General features: G+C 43.4%; 19 protein-coding genes. 8 read left to right on the forward strand and 11 right to left on the reverse strand.

Annotated elements, in window-relative coordinates; all coding sequences use genetic code 11:
- Positions 1-38: 38 nt before the first annotated feature.
- Complete coding sequence (locus QZ407_RS17550; protein ID WP_365334785.1) at positions 39-359, reverse strand: DUF6660 family protein; 321 nt, start codon at positions 357-359, stop codon at positions 39-41.
- 153 nt (positions 360-512) lie between these two features.
- On the opposite strand from QZ407_RS17550, the gene QZ407_RS07180 reads away from it, so the two are divergent.
- Positions 513-728 carry a hypothetical protein gene (locus QZ407_RS07180; RefSeq protein ID WP_295769191.1) on the forward strand — a complete coding sequence of 72 codons (216 nt, stop codon included), beginning with the start codon at positions 513-515 and terminating at the stop codon, positions 726-728.
- A 2-nt stretch (positions 729-730) separates the two neighbouring features.
- On the forward strand, positions 731-1,285 hold the full coding sequence (locus QZ407_RS07185) for a hypothetical protein (protein WP_295769193.1): 555 nt from the start codon (positions 731-733) through the stop codon (positions 1,283-1,285).
- Positions 1,286-1,559: 274 nt separating this feature from the next.
- Here the strand turns inward: QZ407_RS07185 and QZ407_RS07190 are convergent, their stop codons facing one another.
- The 6 genes from QZ407_RS07190 to QZ407_RS07215 all read right to left on the reverse strand — a co-directional run bounded on the left by QZ407_RS07190 (position 1,560) and on the right by QZ407_RS07215 (position 7,741).
- On the reverse strand, positions 1,560-2,627 hold the full coding sequence (locus QZ407_RS07190; protein ID WP_295769195.1) for a DUF932 domain-containing protein: 1,068 nt from the start codon (positions 2,625-2,627) through the stop codon (positions 1,560-1,562).
- Positions 2,628-2,632: 5 nt separating this feature from the next.
- The gene (locus QZ407_RS07195) at positions 2,633-2,800 is read right to left on the reverse strand and encodes a hypothetical protein (protein ID WP_295769197.1); all 168 of its coding nucleotides are present in this window, start codon (positions 2,798-2,800) and stop codon (positions 2,633-2,635) included.
- A 4-nt stretch (positions 2,801-2,804) separates the two neighbouring features.
- On the reverse strand, positions 2,805-2,930 hold the full coding sequence (locus QZ407_RS07200) for a hypothetical protein (protein WP_295769199.1): 126 nt from the start codon (positions 2,928-2,930) through the stop codon (positions 2,805-2,807).
- 63 nt (positions 2,931-2,993) lie between these two features.
- Entirely contained in the window at positions 2,994-3,641 is a 648-nt protein-coding gene (locus QZ407_RS07205) for a hypothetical protein (RefSeq protein ID WP_295769201.1), read from the reverse strand.
- A gap of 796 nt (positions 3,642-4,437) precedes the next feature.
- Positions 4,438-5,256: a hypothetical protein gene (locus tag QZ407_RS07210; protein ID WP_295769203.1), complete on the reverse strand. Its 819-nt coding sequence runs from the start codon at positions 5,254-5,256 to the stop codon at positions 4,438-4,440.
- 22 nt (positions 5,257-5,278) lie between these two features.
- Positions 5,279-7,741: a hypothetical protein gene (locus QZ407_RS07215; protein ID WP_295769205.1), complete on the reverse strand. Its 2,463-nt coding sequence runs from the start codon at positions 7,739-7,741 to the stop codon at positions 5,279-5,281.
- Between the two features lie 258 nt (positions 7,742-7,999).
- Here QZ407_RS07215 and QZ407_RS07220 point away from each other — a divergent pair, with 258 nt between their 5' ends.
- Both QZ407_RS07220 and QZ407_RS07225 read left to right on the forward strand, forming a co-directional pair.
- Entirely contained in the window at positions 8,000-8,293 is a 294-nt protein-coding gene (locus QZ407_RS07220; RefSeq protein WP_295769207.1) for a type II toxin-antitoxin system HigB family toxin, read from the forward strand.
- 62 nt (positions 8,294-8,355) lie between these two features.
- Positions 8,356-8,730 (forward strand): helix-turn-helix domain-containing protein, encoded by a 375-nt coding sequence (locus tag QZ407_RS07225; protein ID WP_295769209.1) that lies wholly within the window; start codon positions 8,356-8,358, stop codon positions 8,728-8,730.
- A gap of 168 nt (positions 8,731-8,898) precedes the next feature.
- On the opposite strand, the gene QZ407_RS07230 is transcribed toward QZ407_RS07225, so the two are convergent.
- The 3 genes from QZ407_RS07230 to dinB are packed head-to-tail and all read right to left on the reverse strand — an operon-like array spanning position 8,899 to position 13,274.
- Positions 8,899-9,144: a hypothetical protein gene (locus QZ407_RS07230; RefSeq protein WP_295769211.1), complete on the reverse strand. Its 246-nt coding sequence runs from the start codon at positions 9,142-9,144 to the stop codon at positions 8,899-8,901.
- A gap of 21 nt (positions 9,145-9,165) precedes the next feature.
- A complete protein-coding gene (dnaE, locus tag QZ407_RS07235; protein ID WP_295769213.1) occupies positions 9,166-12,114 on the reverse strand; it encodes a DNA polymerase III subunit alpha in 2,949 nt (982 codons plus the stop codon).
- 2 nt (positions 12,115-12,116) lie between these two features.
- The gene (dinB, locus tag QZ407_RS07240) at positions 12,117-13,274 is read right to left on the reverse strand and encodes a DNA polymerase IV (protein WP_295769216.1); all 1,158 of its coding nucleotides are present in this window, start codon (positions 13,272-13,274) and stop codon (positions 12,117-12,119) included.
- Positions 13,275-13,338: 64 nt separating this feature from the next.
- On the opposite strand from dinB, the gene QZ407_RS07245 reads away from it, so the two are divergent.
- The 4 genes from QZ407_RS07245 (at position 13,339) to QZ407_RS07260 (ending at position 16,049) form a co-directional block, all read left to right on the forward strand.
- Positions 13,339-14,187: an SOS response-associated peptidase gene (locus QZ407_RS07245; RefSeq protein ID WP_295769219.1), complete on the forward strand. Its 849-nt coding sequence runs from the start codon at positions 13,339-13,341 to the stop codon at positions 14,185-14,187.
- 22 nt (positions 14,188-14,209) lie between these two features.
- A complete protein-coding gene (locus tag QZ407_RS07250; RefSeq protein ID WP_295769221.1) occupies positions 14,210-15,070 on the forward strand; it encodes a restriction endonuclease in 861 nt (286 codons plus the stop codon).
- A gap of 49 nt (positions 15,071-15,119) precedes the next feature.
- A complete protein-coding gene (locus tag QZ407_RS07255; protein ID WP_295769223.1) occupies positions 15,120-15,506 on the forward strand; it encodes a hypothetical protein in 387 nt (128 codons plus the stop codon).
- Positions 15,507-15,716: 210 nt separating this feature from the next.
- Complete coding sequence (locus QZ407_RS07260; RefSeq protein ID WP_295769225.1) at positions 15,717-16,049, forward strand: YnfA family protein; 333 nt, start codon at positions 15,717-15,719, stop codon at positions 16,047-16,049.
- Between the two features lie 34 nt (positions 16,050-16,083).
- Here QZ407_RS07260 and QZ407_RS07265 read toward each other — a convergent pair whose 3' ends face one another.
- Positions 16,084-16,494 (reverse strand): VOC family protein, encoded by a 411-nt coding sequence (locus QZ407_RS07265; RefSeq protein ID WP_295769519.1) that lies wholly within the window; start codon positions 16,492-16,494, stop codon positions 16,084-16,086.
- Between the last annotated feature and the right edge of the window lie 7 nt (positions 16,495-16,501).

The following is a 16,501-nucleotide window of genomic DNA, read 5'->3' on the forward strand; positions in this document are numbered from 1 at the left end:
ACCGCTATCCCGAAAAGGATCAACTAAAAAAGGTCGTATTAACCGATCTGCGGCGGCTGCCAGACAGATATGCTTTGTTCAAGAATAGCCGGAACCTGCGTTACTGCGTAGGTCTTTGTTATTTGCTGGATAAAAATCTGGATCACAGGCTGACGGGAAGTCACGGTACGAACCGTAGAGCAGCAAGCACACGTACAGAATGGCGTACACGTTTCTTTACTGGTTTTTTCTTTATCCGAATGACTTTGCGCCAAAGAAGTATTGGAAGTAGACAGATCACCAAAATCATCCGTGTCCCTGCATGGCATTACGGCCAACAAGGTCATGTAGAAACTGAATATGATCGTTATAAACTTCATTAGATGCAAACTTAGGTTATAAAGTTCATATTTCACAATTAGTAAAATCGTAACAACAATTTATTCAATAACTATGCTGAGGTTTTTATCGATTGGTTTTCATAATTAGATCAGGCTATTTACTATTTTTAGGGAACAAAGAATAATTCAATCATGTATATCGACCAAGTATATTTTAATAAATTGAACCTTCAATTCGGTGATTTGATCTACCTGATGATCGAAACGGGTGAAGGGTTTAACGGCACCTATCAAGATGGCTTTGATGGCTCAACATTTTTGTTCACTAACTTTTCCAACGGTAAGACCCAAAAGATAGCGCTGTGTAATCTTCAACAATTAGAAAAGGTCAAAAATCAGACAAATTAATAATGACTGAAGAACTCATTCTTAAATACAACAACCATCGGCAAAAAGCCGCCGGTTATGATGTCGATAACATTAACGGCTTGTATGATAAATATGCAACAACGTTTACGGGTTTTAACATGTTATATAATGAGGTTCCCGCCTCACTTGCAAAACTAAATGTAAAATTGAGAGCTAAAGATGACGATAACCATAAAGCAACAGACCTGGTTGCACAATATTTAGGTGAAGAAAATATTTATAACCTTTTTTTGGAAAGTGGGAATGAGAAAGACATTCAATCCATAATCTGGGTAATAGAAGAAGGCTATTTTAACATCGTACTTGACAAAGAAGGCAATTCTAAGGCAGAACGGGACAAAGCTTTGCTTGCGGGCCTGAAATCCGAATCGCCGGAAGAAAAAATAATGGCAATTTTAAAGACTATTTATGCCGTCAGGAACAATATGTTTCACGGCAACAAAGACATTCAAGAATATCAGCGCTTTTTATTAGAACCCGTTCTAAATCTACTCCAAACGCTAAGCGCACATCTATTTAATAAACTTGTTGAATAAGACAGGTGTGATATTGGCAATTCAGGTTAAATATCAAATAAAAGTCCCTTAACACTCGCTGCAAGGGACTTTCAACCTAAACCTTATCACAATTGTTAAGCTTACGCTTAACGGTAGTCTGCTAATTTAACACAATGTCTTTAATAATCAAGCGCCCCCTGTTTTCACCATCAATCATCAACGATAGGAAAACAGGGGGCGTCATAATGGGCGGGCGATAGCCCGCCGTCCGGCAATTTTTAAAAACAAGGGGGATTTCTCCCCCTTGTAAAGTTCAATTGTAAATCAGGGCTTCGCCTCCTTGCAAGGCAAAATCACGGCAAAGATTAAATGCCGTTTGCCCTCGTAATTTGGCGGTACCGTCCATGATGCTTTTAAACTTCGCTTCGTCACTTTTGAAACTGCGTACGTTTTGAAAATAACCTGTAACCGCATTATAGGCGCCAAACAATGTTCCCGCTGTGGTGTCCATCTGCTGGGTCTGATCTCCCAAAGCATATTCATACGCGTTATCTACGATATTGGTGTAATGGGTAGATAGCAGGTCTAATTTACCTTCGGCTAAATTTTCTAAAACCTCTTTGTTAGGTGCCATGGCAATCTGAATCAGTTTTTTAACCTCGGCATCGGTAATACGAACTTTAGCCCACTGGTTAAATAAACCTTCCATCTCACCGCCCAATGACCTGCTGATCCCCATGAGCGTATGCGCCTGTTTTAATCGTTCGGTAGCCGATGCGGTATGACGTATCTTAATAGCCCCTGAATGATGATTCATGGCAGCATTAAGTGTATTGTTGCATACTATTCGAATGGGCGTAAACGCTGCGGTAATGCTACCCAAGCCATCATGGGTAGTGGTCAAAAACAAATATTGCTCTATCCAATCTTTGACACCGACCCGAATATAATCGGGTAATTTAGCGGTAATAAAAACCCGCTCACCGTTGCCTAATGCCCCTGCGGTTTCGTATAAAATACCCTCGCCACCGCCTACGATAGCATCAAAGAACGAAAACGCTTCACGGTTTTGTACGACCTCATAATCCCTGCCCACTACGCCCAAAACCTGTTCTGTATCTGCTCGAACGGTGGCAAAGAAATTAGGCACTTCAATTTCAGGGATAATTATATCGTCGCTACCCTCGCCTAAATGGTGAGCGGTATCATAGGTGAACAAAGGGCGTTTTTCTACGATATAGTCTAATCCCGCGTGCTGTATCGCTTCGCTGCTGGTGGGATAACGGTCAATGATCTGTCCTAACCCGTGCCATGCTTTTTCTTTGACACTCATAAAGCTGCTTTTGTCTGTTTTTTCATTAAAATTTATCAGATGTGCCATGATATTTACTTTTTAGTTTTTAAATCCATTATTTCCGTTTCGATAACCTGTACATACTTGGTGCTGCCTATGCTGTAATCTGTTTCAGTTCGCAGTTCGGCAATAGCTTCGTGTATGCTCAGGTAACTGGTTTTAATTTTTACCTTGACCAGTAAAAAAATCGTGTCTTCCATTGTCTTACTGATAAGCGTTCAAAAATTCGTTCAACTCCATTTGAAACCTTGCGGGGTTTTCTTTTGCCAAACTTTCGGCATAACCTTCCCAAAAGATCTGGTCGGTCAGTTCTTTAAATTGCTCGTACATCGGAATGGGTGATTGGGTGAAACTTTAAAAATGCTCCCGCCAACTGGCGGGAGCATGAATTGATTAAGCATTCGGGAAAACGATATTGGCTTCGATCTCGGCCAGTTTCTCGTGGCAGGAATCGAAGATGAATTGTGAAACCATGCGAATGAGGTTGGGCGTGTTGGTGACAAACTCCCGGCCTTTATCATCTTTGATAATCAGTTTGCAACCCTGATAAGGGTTATTTTCCAGTTCGTCGTTCTCTTCAATGAGTTTCACCTCAAAATCTTCCAGTAATTTGATGCGTGACAATAAGGTAATGCGCTGAATGGACAAGCGATGTAAGCCCTCTACCGACCTCAAAGTTTGCTCTAAATTGAGTGCAAACTTTTTAGGTTCGGCCTTCACTTCCTCCACTTTAACAGGTTCTGCCTTAGGTTCTTCGGCTTTTACGGGTTCAGCTACCGGCACTTCGTCTATTCCCTGTCCTGTGGTGTAGGGCGCAAGGTTAGCGGGTTGGTTATCCACTGTAACGGTTGGATCGGTCTTTGCCTCTGCGGGGTTGGCTTTTTCATCCTGCGCAATTTGGGCAGGCTTTTGATCTTCAGCGGTCTCATCCTTTTTGGCTTCCTTTCCTGTAAGGTTCGGGCGGTTGGCGGTACGGTTAGCGGGTTGGTTGTTTGCTGCTGCACCTTGTGCTGCTTTGGCATCTTTCACTGCTGTTTTCATTTCTTAAATGATTAAAAGGGTTAAAAAATTTGTTTTTTCGTTTCCCTCTTTTCCCGAAGACCTTCCTCAAAAAGCTATTTTTCAAAAGAAAAAACGGTAAAAAAGAAAGTCAAAAAGGCGGTCGCAAAGCCCGGATGGGAGAACTATAAGTCCCGAAGGGTGGCCGGAGGCCATTATGCGTTCGTACGGACGGGCTGACCGAACTTGACGCCGCTTTTGTCCGTTTTCTTTGGAAAATAGCTACTGAAAGCAATCAGACCTTTAAGCAGTAAAATGAAGTACCGAGGGAAGGCAAGCGCCGCTTTTCCCAGCGTATGCGGGTAAACCAGTGTAGCCCTGACCGAAGTTCTTCATGGGTGTAAACAGTTTTAAACTATGCGAATGCTTTTGCAGCATAGCGAAAATGCAGAAGCGATCTTTTAATTGATCATTAAATGCGCTTGGCAAACCTATTTGATTGTTGATAGCAGCGGCCTGGCCTTCGCTTTGTTAATGTTGCGTGAGAATGTAAAGAGACAACAAAGAGTGATTTCGAAAAGTAGCCATAACCGTGAAGCATCGCATTAAGGCAGGTGCTTACAATGGCCGAAGGCTTCCATGTCTGAAAAACACAAGTTAAAGGTGGTCTCCTGTCAGGGATTGCAGTGGCATCCTTTTAGGATAAAAGATAAAGCGGAAAGCCCGGCCGTAGGGACAGCCAAGATCAAAAGGAACACTAAATATAATCGTTTAGCGACGAGGTATAGTTAGGGTCAACGTTACAGGAATAAGGTGGAAGTTCAAGCTTTGGAAAATGTTAAAAATTTACTTTTATGACCGTTGATACCGGGATATTCAACTGATATTTTTTTCTGACAATCTCTGTGAAAATATCAATCCGTGTTCCCATCCAAAAATGTTTGTTTGGCCAATCCGTTAAAATTGCAACCAATTTCTTTTCACCGTTCTGCTTTATAAAGCCATTGGTGGTCGTATTCCAAAATCCGCAACCACTCATCCCATAACTATCAGGTCCCTTATTTTTTAATTTAGTTGTAGTACTGACCACTGCGTTTTGGTCATAATGCACCAATACCTGATGTTCCGGGTCACATTTATTCTTTGCGTACTCCTTAAAAGCCGCTGGCATGGTAATAAAAATAAAGGGCACGGTTTTCACAGAATTCTTGAACGGGTTGTATTTCGTTTTGGTCGCAGGATAGCCGAGCGCAACGTATTGAGGTAAATTTTTCCATTCGTGATCAATGCCCAGCTCTTCTTTGGTTATGAATGCATACGAGGGTGTAAGCTTATCCACTGTCACCGTGTCCAACTTAATGATACCCGTGTCAATGGTATCTCTCTGGCGATCATAATGGTGATTTATAATATAGTCGCCCCCCAACAATAATGCATCATTTTGGTCTATTCCCACGTGTAATTTACCCTGATGGTCTTCTATCACATGCGCTGCCGTAAATACAAAGTAGTGCTCATCAATATTTACCAGAACGCCACTACCGTGTGCTCGGGGAATGTTTTGGTCATTTAATGTAAAGAACTGAATTGTTGAGGAATATACTACTTTGGCAACCTCGGTTTGATATGCCTTAAATTGATCTATTGTTACCATCATTTATTATAAATATCCTTCAGATCTAAATATTACTCAAGTTCAAAGAAAGCCATTCGATACCGATGTTACCTAAGCCGGTCGTTACCCTGGCAACGATATATTTATTACGAACACTTTCATCTTTCAAAAACTCCCACTGTTTTCTTCTGACAAAAAACGGGATCGAATCGGAATTGGCAATGCCCTGGTTTGTCGTTTTCGCATCGACATAAAGGATGATCGCGCCATCCCTGATCACCTCAAAATCATAACGCGGTTCTTTTCTGTCCCGGCTTGCCCAAATGACCTGCGTATTATTTAAACTGCCGAATTTCTTATTGAGCGCTTCAAATACGATCTCTTCACCGGTATGGCCAGTGTTTTCATTGGCATGGCTCTCGTCATCTGTTTTTTGAGAAAGCCATTCCAGGATGCTTTTTACCTGATCCAAGTTGTCGGTCAGCAAGTCTATCTCTTCATCACTGATCCTGGATTCGGCCAGTTTAGCCAGGCTTTGAAGTTTCCCGCTTTGTACGATCACAAACGCTTTGTCCTTTTCTTCCTCGTTAAAGGTGTCCATGAACAACTGTGGTTTCTTTTTAGAGAAATACTCAAATGTCTTATTCAAGGACTCATCCTCGTCATCTTGGTGATCCTTGAACCATTTAAAGAGTTTGCGCAAGCCCTCCAGGTAATTTTTGCCACTGGTGTCACCACTATAATTTTTAAAAGCCAGATCGATCTCTACACCGATGTCGTTGGCTCCCTTAGCTTGTGTTGCGGGTAGCAAGGTCAGGTTTTTCTCAAAATCATTATCAAGTAGAATATGTCCGTAGGAATTGCCGGTGATTTTCAAATATATCTCTTTGAGATCTTCGGGTATCTGGTCATCCCAGTTAATGTTGTCTTTACGGAAATGCAAATTCCCTTCCTGATCCGGGATAAGTTTATATTGATCAAAAAAAGTTTCGTGATAGGCCAATACATACTGATGCACCTCAGATAGCCAATCGGTACATGAGCCACCGAGCAAAGTATTCAGTACACTTAATTTTGCAGCATCGTGGATCTTCTTCAAGATCATCTCTATGGTAAATTTCTGATTGGGGAATCTTGAAAAATCAAGACTGTTATACCATAAGATAACATCACCCTTTTTAGGCGCTTTATTCTTTTGCAGCGTATCTGTGATCGCCGTCAATTGCGAAAAACGGGTAGCGTCGAATTCATCCCTGGGCATGTAAGCGATAGAAGCTTCAGACAATTTTATGGAAACACCGGGCGAATTGGCAATCACAATTTTCAGCTCATTAAGATCATTCTGAATGGGTTTTAATACAAAATCCCTGAGCCAGGTATTTACTGCCGGGCTGGCATCATTTGGATCGGAAAAAATACATAAGTGATGAAAGTCATAGCAACCCTCATCGCTCAGTTCATTAACTAACGCCTTGAACGCAATGATACTATCTAACAGTATTTTTCGGTTTGCCTGATCATTTTGCGATAATTCAACCTTATTTCTTTCCGTAGCAGGGATGAATTTGGAAGAATTCAATATATACGGTAAACAAAATTTTTCACTGCCGATCATAGGTAGGGAGCAAAAAAGCTTGGTGATCAACGACGGATAGGGTAATATTTTCTTGCCATCTTTCCTGACAACAACGGTGGCATCCCCTTGTTGAGCAACCTTGAATTGGTAGTCGACATTCTTAAACAACTGGTCGTGTTCGTCGAATTGGCGGTAGTTAATGAGGTTTGATGAAAGCTCATCCCGCTTAAAAACAGTTCGTTTGCCATATTCAAAAGCTGGAAAAGCATGGTTAATGACCTCCACCTGCTTCACTTTCTTCATGAAGATCAAGGTGAAAGGCAATACCTCATCGATATTCTTTAAGCCCTCTATCACTGTAGTGACAGCATCAACTTTAGGGAATGGCTTTGTCAGGTCATAGCTAAACTGAGTACTAAAAGCCCCTGGGATATATTCTACATCATAAGTACCCGTTTCCAGTTCCCTTTCTGCATCGTTGATAGATTTGATAAGTTTTTCTTTGCTTTCATATTCGGTTCTGTTCAGCGTAAACCTTACGCCGGTGAATTGCCCCTTATATTTCTGAGATGCTACGATACCCGAAATGCTTATCTCAGCCGATAGAATGTGCGTAGAAATAAACCCGGTGCCGAATTGCCCGATAGGGTCTTTTGCCTGTATCTCCTCATCATCTTTACCTGAATCAGGTGAGATCAAATTTTCTGTATCAATAGCCCTAAAGGGCAGGCCATTGTGGGAGAAAATGATCTTGTCATGGAAAAGTTCCAGCCTGACACTTACTTCATCATTGTAGTCACTGGCATTTTGAAGTAGTTCCCAAAACCATCGGCGGCGGAGGGATTCAAATGTAGAGGGTATCGGTGCAAGTTTTTCTTTTAATCTTTTTGCCGGGATAGAGAGACGTTGAATATTCTTGGCATCATTCAGTTCTTCAGTAATAAAGTTCATTATCGTGATCGGGTTTTATGCGAAAATAGTATCATTTGACAAAATGCGTCAAACAAACAATCATATTCTTAAATAACATAAAATTTGGCGATCTATGATCGATGAAACACTAAGCAACCATTATCAAGGCGATTGACTTTTCTTTTCCGATACAAATTTCATCCTTCGTTATAACATCATAACTTTTATTATTAGAAGTAAAATAAATTTTTTAGAAAATCTAAAAAATGTTTAGATTTGATAAAACACAGAAATCACATGGTCGTTATCAGCTATGGGACATTACGAGTATTTTTTGAGGAACACGCAGATTCCAAAGATGCATTGAACAATTGGTATCGACTGGTGTCACAAGCGGATTGGGCGAACTATCATGAGATCAAGGCCATGTTCAACAGTGTAGATGCAGTAGGCAATGACCGGTTCGTTTTTGATATAAGGGGGAACCACTACCGTATCGTAGCGCTCATATTTTTTGACATCCGAACGGTTTATATCCGTTTTGTCGGTACCCATAAAGCCTACGACAAGATCGATTGCTCAACGATCTGAAACGAGCACCATACGTTGCTTATGGAAAAAGGCAGCATAACATTTACAAATCTTTTTTATCAATGAAACTGATGAAAGCGATAAAAAGCGATGGCGATTATCAAACGGTAATGACGAAGATCGATGGCCTTATGGCCAAGGGAAGTGAAAACGTCACCCAAGAAGAACTTCAGGAGATCAGGGAATTGGCCAAACAGGCCCAAGCTTTTGAACAGGAAAAATACGAGGTAGAAGCGCCGACCACGCTTATCGGCATGGTAGAAATGCGTATGTTCGAGATGAAACTCAAGCAACGCGATCTTGCACAAAAACTGAACATGAGCGATGCGAAGCTTTCGTTGATCATGAACGGGAAACAAAGACCCGGTGTTGATTTTTTAAAAGCAGTGCATGCACAGCTTCATATCGATGCTAACTTTCTATTAGAGCATGCTTGAACAAGTTGATCTTTTTAAGGCCATGACCAGGGTTAAGTAACTTGTACAAAGTTACGACCTATTGAAATTCCCCCATAGTGAACGGTCATTCGTAGCTGAAAATCATCAAGCATAAAAGGAATACAGTAAAATGAAGATCTCATGGAAACCGAAAGGCTTCCTTTTTAGCTATTGTGAGAGGCCGGTCCTGATGGCCGTTAGCTGCTCGTTGATGGCAGCCATGTCCTCGGCAGCGAAATGCGTGTTTACTAACTGCTGGAATGTACCAGTGTTTTCCTTTTTGATATAGCCCCTAAACATCCCGTCTATCGATACCATGTAACAAGGGCCGGTCTCACCCGGCATCTTTTTAAGGTCGAACTGAAGTTCGGTTATTTTGCCCGTGATCATGCAGTTTATTGTAAATCTGTCCATATAGCTGTTCTTTTTTAATATTTATGCCATCACCGGGTTACCCTTGATCGGCATTTTTTCCATTCTTTTCACTTCGACACTGGCTACGCCGAATTCTTCGACGACACGCCCTTCCATTACATAACAGCCCTGGCCTCTGAAAGGATAAGTACGGGTGGTATTGGGGAAGTGTACCGTATCAAAAAAATCACCCTCTGCATCAATAAAATTACCGAACCACATTTTTTGATTCCGCTTGGTATGTACGGTCTTTTCGCACACATAACGGCCAACCATCAAAACGGTCTGGCCCACATGGTTGATGAGGTCATTAGCCATGACCTGCCCCCGGTAATCTGTTTCCAGCAGATCGAAATAGGTCATGGTCAAAGGGTACCCTAAAAGTTCCAGTTCATGGTAAGTATGTTCGAGTGCCGTATTTTCCAATACGGGCAGGTAGTAATCCTTTTTCTGTACGGCAAAAAGCTGTATCTCGTTGGTGGGTTTTGCTGTTTTGCTCAACAGCAGGTCCGCTTCCCAAAGTAATTGCTTTTTACTTTTTTCGGTAAAGCGCAGCGCGCCTACACGAATGAGAATGATCAGTTGTTCTTTGCCGATCTTCGTCCGCCTGACCAGATCTTCCAAATCGTGATAAAGGCCGTTCCTTGTACGTTCTTCGGGTATAAGCTGCATAAAATGCTCCTGTAAGCCCGAAACACCGACAAACCCGAGATGTACATCAATACCCGATATATTGACCACGGCGTCGCTTCGGTTCACACAAGGCAGGTGAACGATGGCACCAGCCCGTTGCAGCTCATGGATATAGACCGCCCGGCTGTAGAAGCCACCATAATTATTGAGCACCGCCACCATAAATTCACGCGGATAATAGGTTTTCAGGTAAAGGCTTTGATAGCTTTCCACCGCAAAACTGGCCGAGTGTGCTTTGGAAAAACTGTACCCGGCAAAGGACGATACCTGCCGCCACACTTCTGCGGTAATATCCTCCGGGCGGCCCAATGCTTTAGCACAGGAAAAGAAGCGTTCGACCAAACGGTCGAATTCCTTTTTAGATCGGTATTTACCACTCATTCCCCGTCTTAAAATATCCGCATCGGTGCCGTCCATCCCGGCATAGTGGATGCATATTTTGATCACATCTTCCTGGTACACCATCACGCCATAGGTTTCTTCCAGCTGCTCTTTCATGACCGGGTGAAGGTATTTTACCTGATCGGGTGCATGGTGGTTCCTGATGTAGGCCGCCATCATCCCCGAGCTGGCTACGCCTGGCCGTATGACCGAGCTTGCCGCGACCAGTATGCGATAGCTGTTACACCGAAGTTTTCGGTTCAATTGGATCATGGCAGGCGATTCACTGTAAAAAGTACCTATTGTTTTGCCGGCCATCAGGTTGGCATTGACCACAGGGTCATTGATGAACTTTTTGACGTCATGAATATCGATCTTGGCATTTTGATTCTCTTCGGCCAACTGCACAGCCAGTTTGATATGCCCGATACCCCGCTGGCTTAGAATGTCATACTTGTCAAAACCGATCTTTTCCGCTTCATACATATCCCATTGGACCGTAGGCATGCCTTTGGGCGGCAGATCGAGGGCGGTGTAATAAGTGATGGGTTCGTCTGAGATCAGTACCCCACCGGCATGTATAGAGCGCTGGTTCGGCATATCCGCCATCCGTTCATAGATAGCGGCGATCTTTTTGAAGGTCGGGTTATCCCGATGTATATCGGCTTTGGTGGGGTCGGTAAAACTATCAATCTCGGTTTTAGGCAAGCCCATTACCTTTCCGATCTCCCTTATAACACTGCGGTCTTTAAAAGTGCTCATCGTGCCCAGCAAAGCCGTATACCCTTTACCGTAGCGTTTGAAGATGTAGTCCTGTACATCTTCCCGCTCATCCCACGAATAATCGATGTCGAAATCAGGCGGCGAAGTGCGCTGCGCATTGAGAAAACGCTCAAAATAGAGGTCGAGTTCGATGGGGTCTACGTCGGTGATCTTCAAACAATAAGCCACGATACTATTGGCACCCGAACCACGGCCAACGTGGTAGTAGCCCTGGCTCATCGAGTACCTGATGATGTCATAGGTGATCAGAAAATAGGCACAAAAATCCAGTTCTTCGATGACCTTCAGCTCGTGTTTGACCTTTGCCAATGCCTGTTTATTGTTCCGGCCATACCTGTAAACCAGACCTTTCATCGCTAATTTTTCGAGCAATTCGCGGTCGTCCTTTTTACTGCCGGAACTCGAAAATGTTCTCAGATTCAAATTCGTTCGGCCTTTCGGGTAGTCCATCACACAGCGATCCATCAGCCTGCGGGTATTGTCGAGGATAAAAGCGTAACGCGCATATTTGGCCTCTATATCGCCGGGGGGCAGGAACATATCCGTTGCCTCGCATTTATCTGTCGCATCCACTTTGGTCAAAACCGTGTTCAGGTCGATACCGCGCAGGTATTCATGCAGCCTGTAGCTGATCTTGTCCAAAACGAATACCGGCTGTAAGGCGACCAGCTTTTCCCGTATAGCGGTCAGGTCTTTGCCAAACAGAGAATTGAGTTCATTAAAGCGAATACCCAGGTATTCATTAGCACGCAAGTCGCCCTGGTGCGAATAACTATAGATGACGAAGGCGTGCTGAAATTCAGGCGCGAGGTCAGGCAATGGTTTTTGTTCGAGGTTATGCTCGGTCAGAAAATCATTCAGTTCCTTCATACCTTCCCGGTTCTGCGCAAGCCCGATAAAGAGCAATTTACCATCCCTGCGGAACTCGATACCACCGATGGGTTTTAGCCCTTTTTCCAGGCAGGTACGCATAAATTCCATCACCCCCGTAGAGTTGTTGATGTCGGTGAGCGCCATTTGGGTTACCCCACGGGAAATGGCCTCGTCCACGAGGGTCTCTATGGACATTGTGCCGTAGCGCAGGCTATATTGAGAATGGACGTTCAGGTACATAACTATAATTGCAGATCGATGCCCGAAGCCAACTTAATGGAATCCGCTCCAAAACGGCGGCGTATCTTATCCATGGCCTGGCAAAGGCTGTATTGTTCTTCTGACGCACTGTAGAGGTCGATCTGTTCAAAACCACTTACGAGGTTTGATAAGCGCACGCCGATCAAACGGATCAGCAATCGTTTCTGATAAGCTTGTTTGAACAATTCTTTGGCCTTACTGATCAATACGGCATCTAAAGCCGTGTACGGTATCGTTGCCTGTTTGGTCACATCTTCACGGGTAGAATAGCGGATGGTTACCGTTATACAGGCACATTGACGGCGTTTCTCACGCAGTTCAAAAGCCAGGTCCATCACCATCGAGGTAAGTAAGAAATTGATCGATTGAACGTCGATACTATCATTTCTGAAAGTGCTTTGCGTGCCGATACTTTTTTGCTCCTGGTACGGGATCACGGGAGATTCGTCGATGCCTTGCGCTTTTTGCAGCAGCCAAATCCCGTTCTTTCCCAAAATGCTGGTCATGTACTCGGGATGTACCTGCGCCAGCTGGTCTATACGTTTGATACCCATATCGCTGAGTTTGATAAAGGTCTTTTCGCCAAGACCAGGAATCTTTTTGATGGAAAGCGGGTTGAGGAAGGGCTGCACACCTGTCGATGCCACCGAAAGTTCACCGTTCGGTTTACATTCATTGGTTGCCATTTTCGACACCGTTTTATTGACCGACAAGCCGAAAGAAATAGGTAAACCGGTTTCGCGCATTATCGCAGCCCGTAATTCCCGGCTATATTTAAGCGTCCCATGATGCTTGTCCATGCCTGTCATATCGATATAATGCTCATCGATACTTGCCTTTTCGACCAAGGGTGCACGAGCGTTCAATATGGCGGTCACCTCATGAGAGGCCTGGGAGTAAGCATCCATATCCCCTCTGATCCAGATCCCATGCGGGCAAAGCATGCGGGCCAGTTTGGCCGGCATCGCGGCATGTACCCCGAACTTTCGGGCTTCATAACTACAGGAAGTGACCACTCCCCGATCTGTAAGACTACCGATAATAACCGGCTTACCAGCTAATCTGGGGTCTTTTCGAACCTCGACGGACACAAAAAAAGCATCCTGGTCCATGTGGATGATCTGTCGGTTAGCATTCATGTGAAAAACAATTAAGAAACGGCCTACAAAATTATGCTAATATTTTTAGTATTTGCAAGCAGGCATGGCAAAATATTTTTCAACTTTGCATAACCTGATTGTTATTCTGTACATTAGAGTTATGTGTTATCATTATTCACTTACGGCAGACAAATTTGAGATCAGCACGCGCTATGCGCTTGAGGATGAAGAGACTATTGCCCTGATGAACGAGTATGATGTGGTTTACCATAATGATGGCTTCGCACATCGGGCGATGCCCGTGATCACGGCGGATGAACCCAATAAAATTCAGTTATATGATTGGGGGCTGATCCCCCATTGGTTCACGCCGAAAGACAATGCGGTTGATTTAAAAGGAAATAAATTAACAGCGTTGCAACAAGCGCGGGCATTCAGTAATCAAACGCTAAATGCGATTGGGGAAACGGTTTTTGAGAAGCCATCCTTCCGCAATTACATTGGAAAAAAGCGCTGTCTAATACCTGCGAACGGGATATTTGAGTGGCACCATTTGGATAAAAAAACGAAAATCCCCCACTACATCTACCTGAAAAGTAAAGAGATATTTTCGTTCGGTGGTATTTACAGCCATTGGACCGACCCGGAGACCGGCGAGATCGTGAAAACGTTCTCGATCCTGACCAACCCGGCCACACCGTTAATGGCACGTATACACAACAGCAAATTACGGCAGCCTTTTATTCTGCAACGCGATGCCGAAGGCCAATGGGTAGACGGCCATATTAAAAAAGAAGCAGTAAAAGATTTGATCCTGCCATTAGAAGACAAGCATTTTACGGCACACACCATCTCTAAACTCATTACGTCACGTTATGAAAGTTCCAATACACCTGAGGTCATGCAGCCGTATGATTATGAGGGATTTGTGAGTTTGGTAGATGCCGCATAATATCAGAAACCTAAACTAACCGATGAAAATGTCTACCGAAAGCGAACTTAACTGGGAGGAATACGAAGCTATCACCAGGTATATCTATGAAATGCTGGGTTCACGAGATGGTATCAAAATAAAAGGTCATGGTCGCCAATGTAAAGTTGTAGGTAAATCTGGTGTCACCCATCAGGTAGATGTGCTGACCGAGCAGGTTGACGGAGGGCGGCAGTTGTTAACAGCGATCGAATGCAAATACTGCAAGAAAAAAGCGACCAAAGACATGGTGATGAAACTTTCTGAGATCATGCGGGATGCAGCTATAGCCAGCGGCATCATCGTTTGCAGATCGGGATTTACCAAAGATACCTTAACCTATGCCGAGCACTTAGGGATTAAGCTTGTTGAGCTTCGGGAAGCGGGAGAAAATGATGCAGAATTTGAAAAGGACGTGGAGATCGCTAATATAGATCTTAAAGTCAAAGTCATGCTATCGAGGCCTAAGATCATTAGTATAAACTTCGGCGAAAAGATCATACAGGACGAAGCGCAGATCATGCAAATGTATCATGTGAACCTGCACGATGGTAAAGGAGGCTATATTCCATTTGGAAAATTTGTATCTGCATTTTCAGAAGAATTGCAAAACCGTGAAGACCCTTCAGAAACGATCACGAAAAATTATCCGCTTAATTTCAAGTTACACTGTGAACTCACGAAGGAGCAGATCGTTACAGAAAAGATCGCCATCACAGGATTTCTCACAAAGTCAGATCAAAGTTTTACAAGAGCCATTACGCTAACAGACCAGGTATGGATGATCATGAAAGAGATATTTGATAATAAGACCTTGGCTTTGTCAAAGCATGGTATGATGTGGAACCTATCCCATGAAGGATAAGCTTTTTCATAAAAACAAGCCCAACAAATCAACTCCGAAATAAAAAAGTATGCCACAAAAACCATCGCAACCACTGCCGGATAAAATTCAATTTCAATTTGTAAATATTCATCGTCCTGAAACTATAGAAATGATGTTCGATCTTCATGTATATATGGGAGACCAAAATTTCGATGGAGAGCCCGTGCTATACCGGGTGGTAGTAAAATTCACCGATGATGAAGAGATCGACCGTTACACCTATACGTCAGCAGAACTTTTCGAACAACATGTAATCGAACCTTACGACCACAAGCAACTGGAAGAACAACTGGAGGAAAGAATCGATGATATTTTAGATGATTGCCAATTAAATCATGAAGAACCTTTGGGAGAGCAGTTGAGCAAATTCTTAGCGGCGTTTGGCGGTAACCCCGAGATTCGTTTTTATCTGTAAAAGTTAACGACGTAGCTCCCCTGATCAGAGCAGTGGTGGTTCAGCATGATGCTACTCGCCATGCTAACAACTTTTTGGCCACATCACATAATTGATCACTTTAACGCCCAGTACTGCATTATCTTTACATTTAGCATTGACGTATAACGATACTATGGCGATGATGAAAGATCGCCGGTTTAAAAGACGTTATTTATCTGAGCTGAAAATATGAATTTAATTAAATCAGTATCTATTTTTATTCTTGCTGGTCTTCTCGAAATAGGTGGTGGCTATCTGGTCTGGCAATCGCTAAGATCGGATAAACCACTTTGGTGGGGAATTTTGGGCGGCTTGATCTTAGCTTTATATGGTGTGGTAGCAACATGGCAAACCGCCAACTTTGGACGTGTATACGCAGCGTATGGCGGTATCTTTATTATCATGGCCTTGATATGGGCCTGGAAAGTTGATGGGTTCAAGCCTGATCGCTGGGACCTGATCGGCGCATCTGTGGCGCTCATAGGCGCTTGTATCATTGTCTATGCACCGCGCAGCCAATAATACGCAACCGCATTTCGCTGAAACCATGAATGCTTTATGCTTCCTGAAAGAATGTGATGAGGTTGCCGTGGAGATCAAGGACAGGAAAATCTAACTGTCCCCAATACTGATGAGTGACCACTGTGTTCTTATCATATATCACTCCGGTAGCTTTATATTCCAGGTAAAGCTCTTCTATGCCTTCAACCTCGATCCTGCAACTTGCAGTTCCTGGCAAAAAGCTTTCTGCACCACTACGTATCGGCTTGAACAGACCGGTGATCCACCTGAACTTCCAGCGATGGTCACATGCAGCCCATAAATGTAACTCTATCTCATCACGTGTAACAATGGCAAAAGTATCTTCAACATGCCTTGCTTTAAACCCCAGTTTGTTCTCATAGAAAACAACAGCTTTCTTAATATCGATGACAGGTAAAGCAGGAATGGTCTTTTTGAGCTTTATCATTTGC

It is taken from the genome of uncultured Mucilaginibacter sp., assembly GCF_913773635.1.
Classification (GTDB): Bacteria; Bacteroidota; Bacteroidia; order Sphingobacteriales; family Sphingobacteriaceae; genus Mucilaginibacter.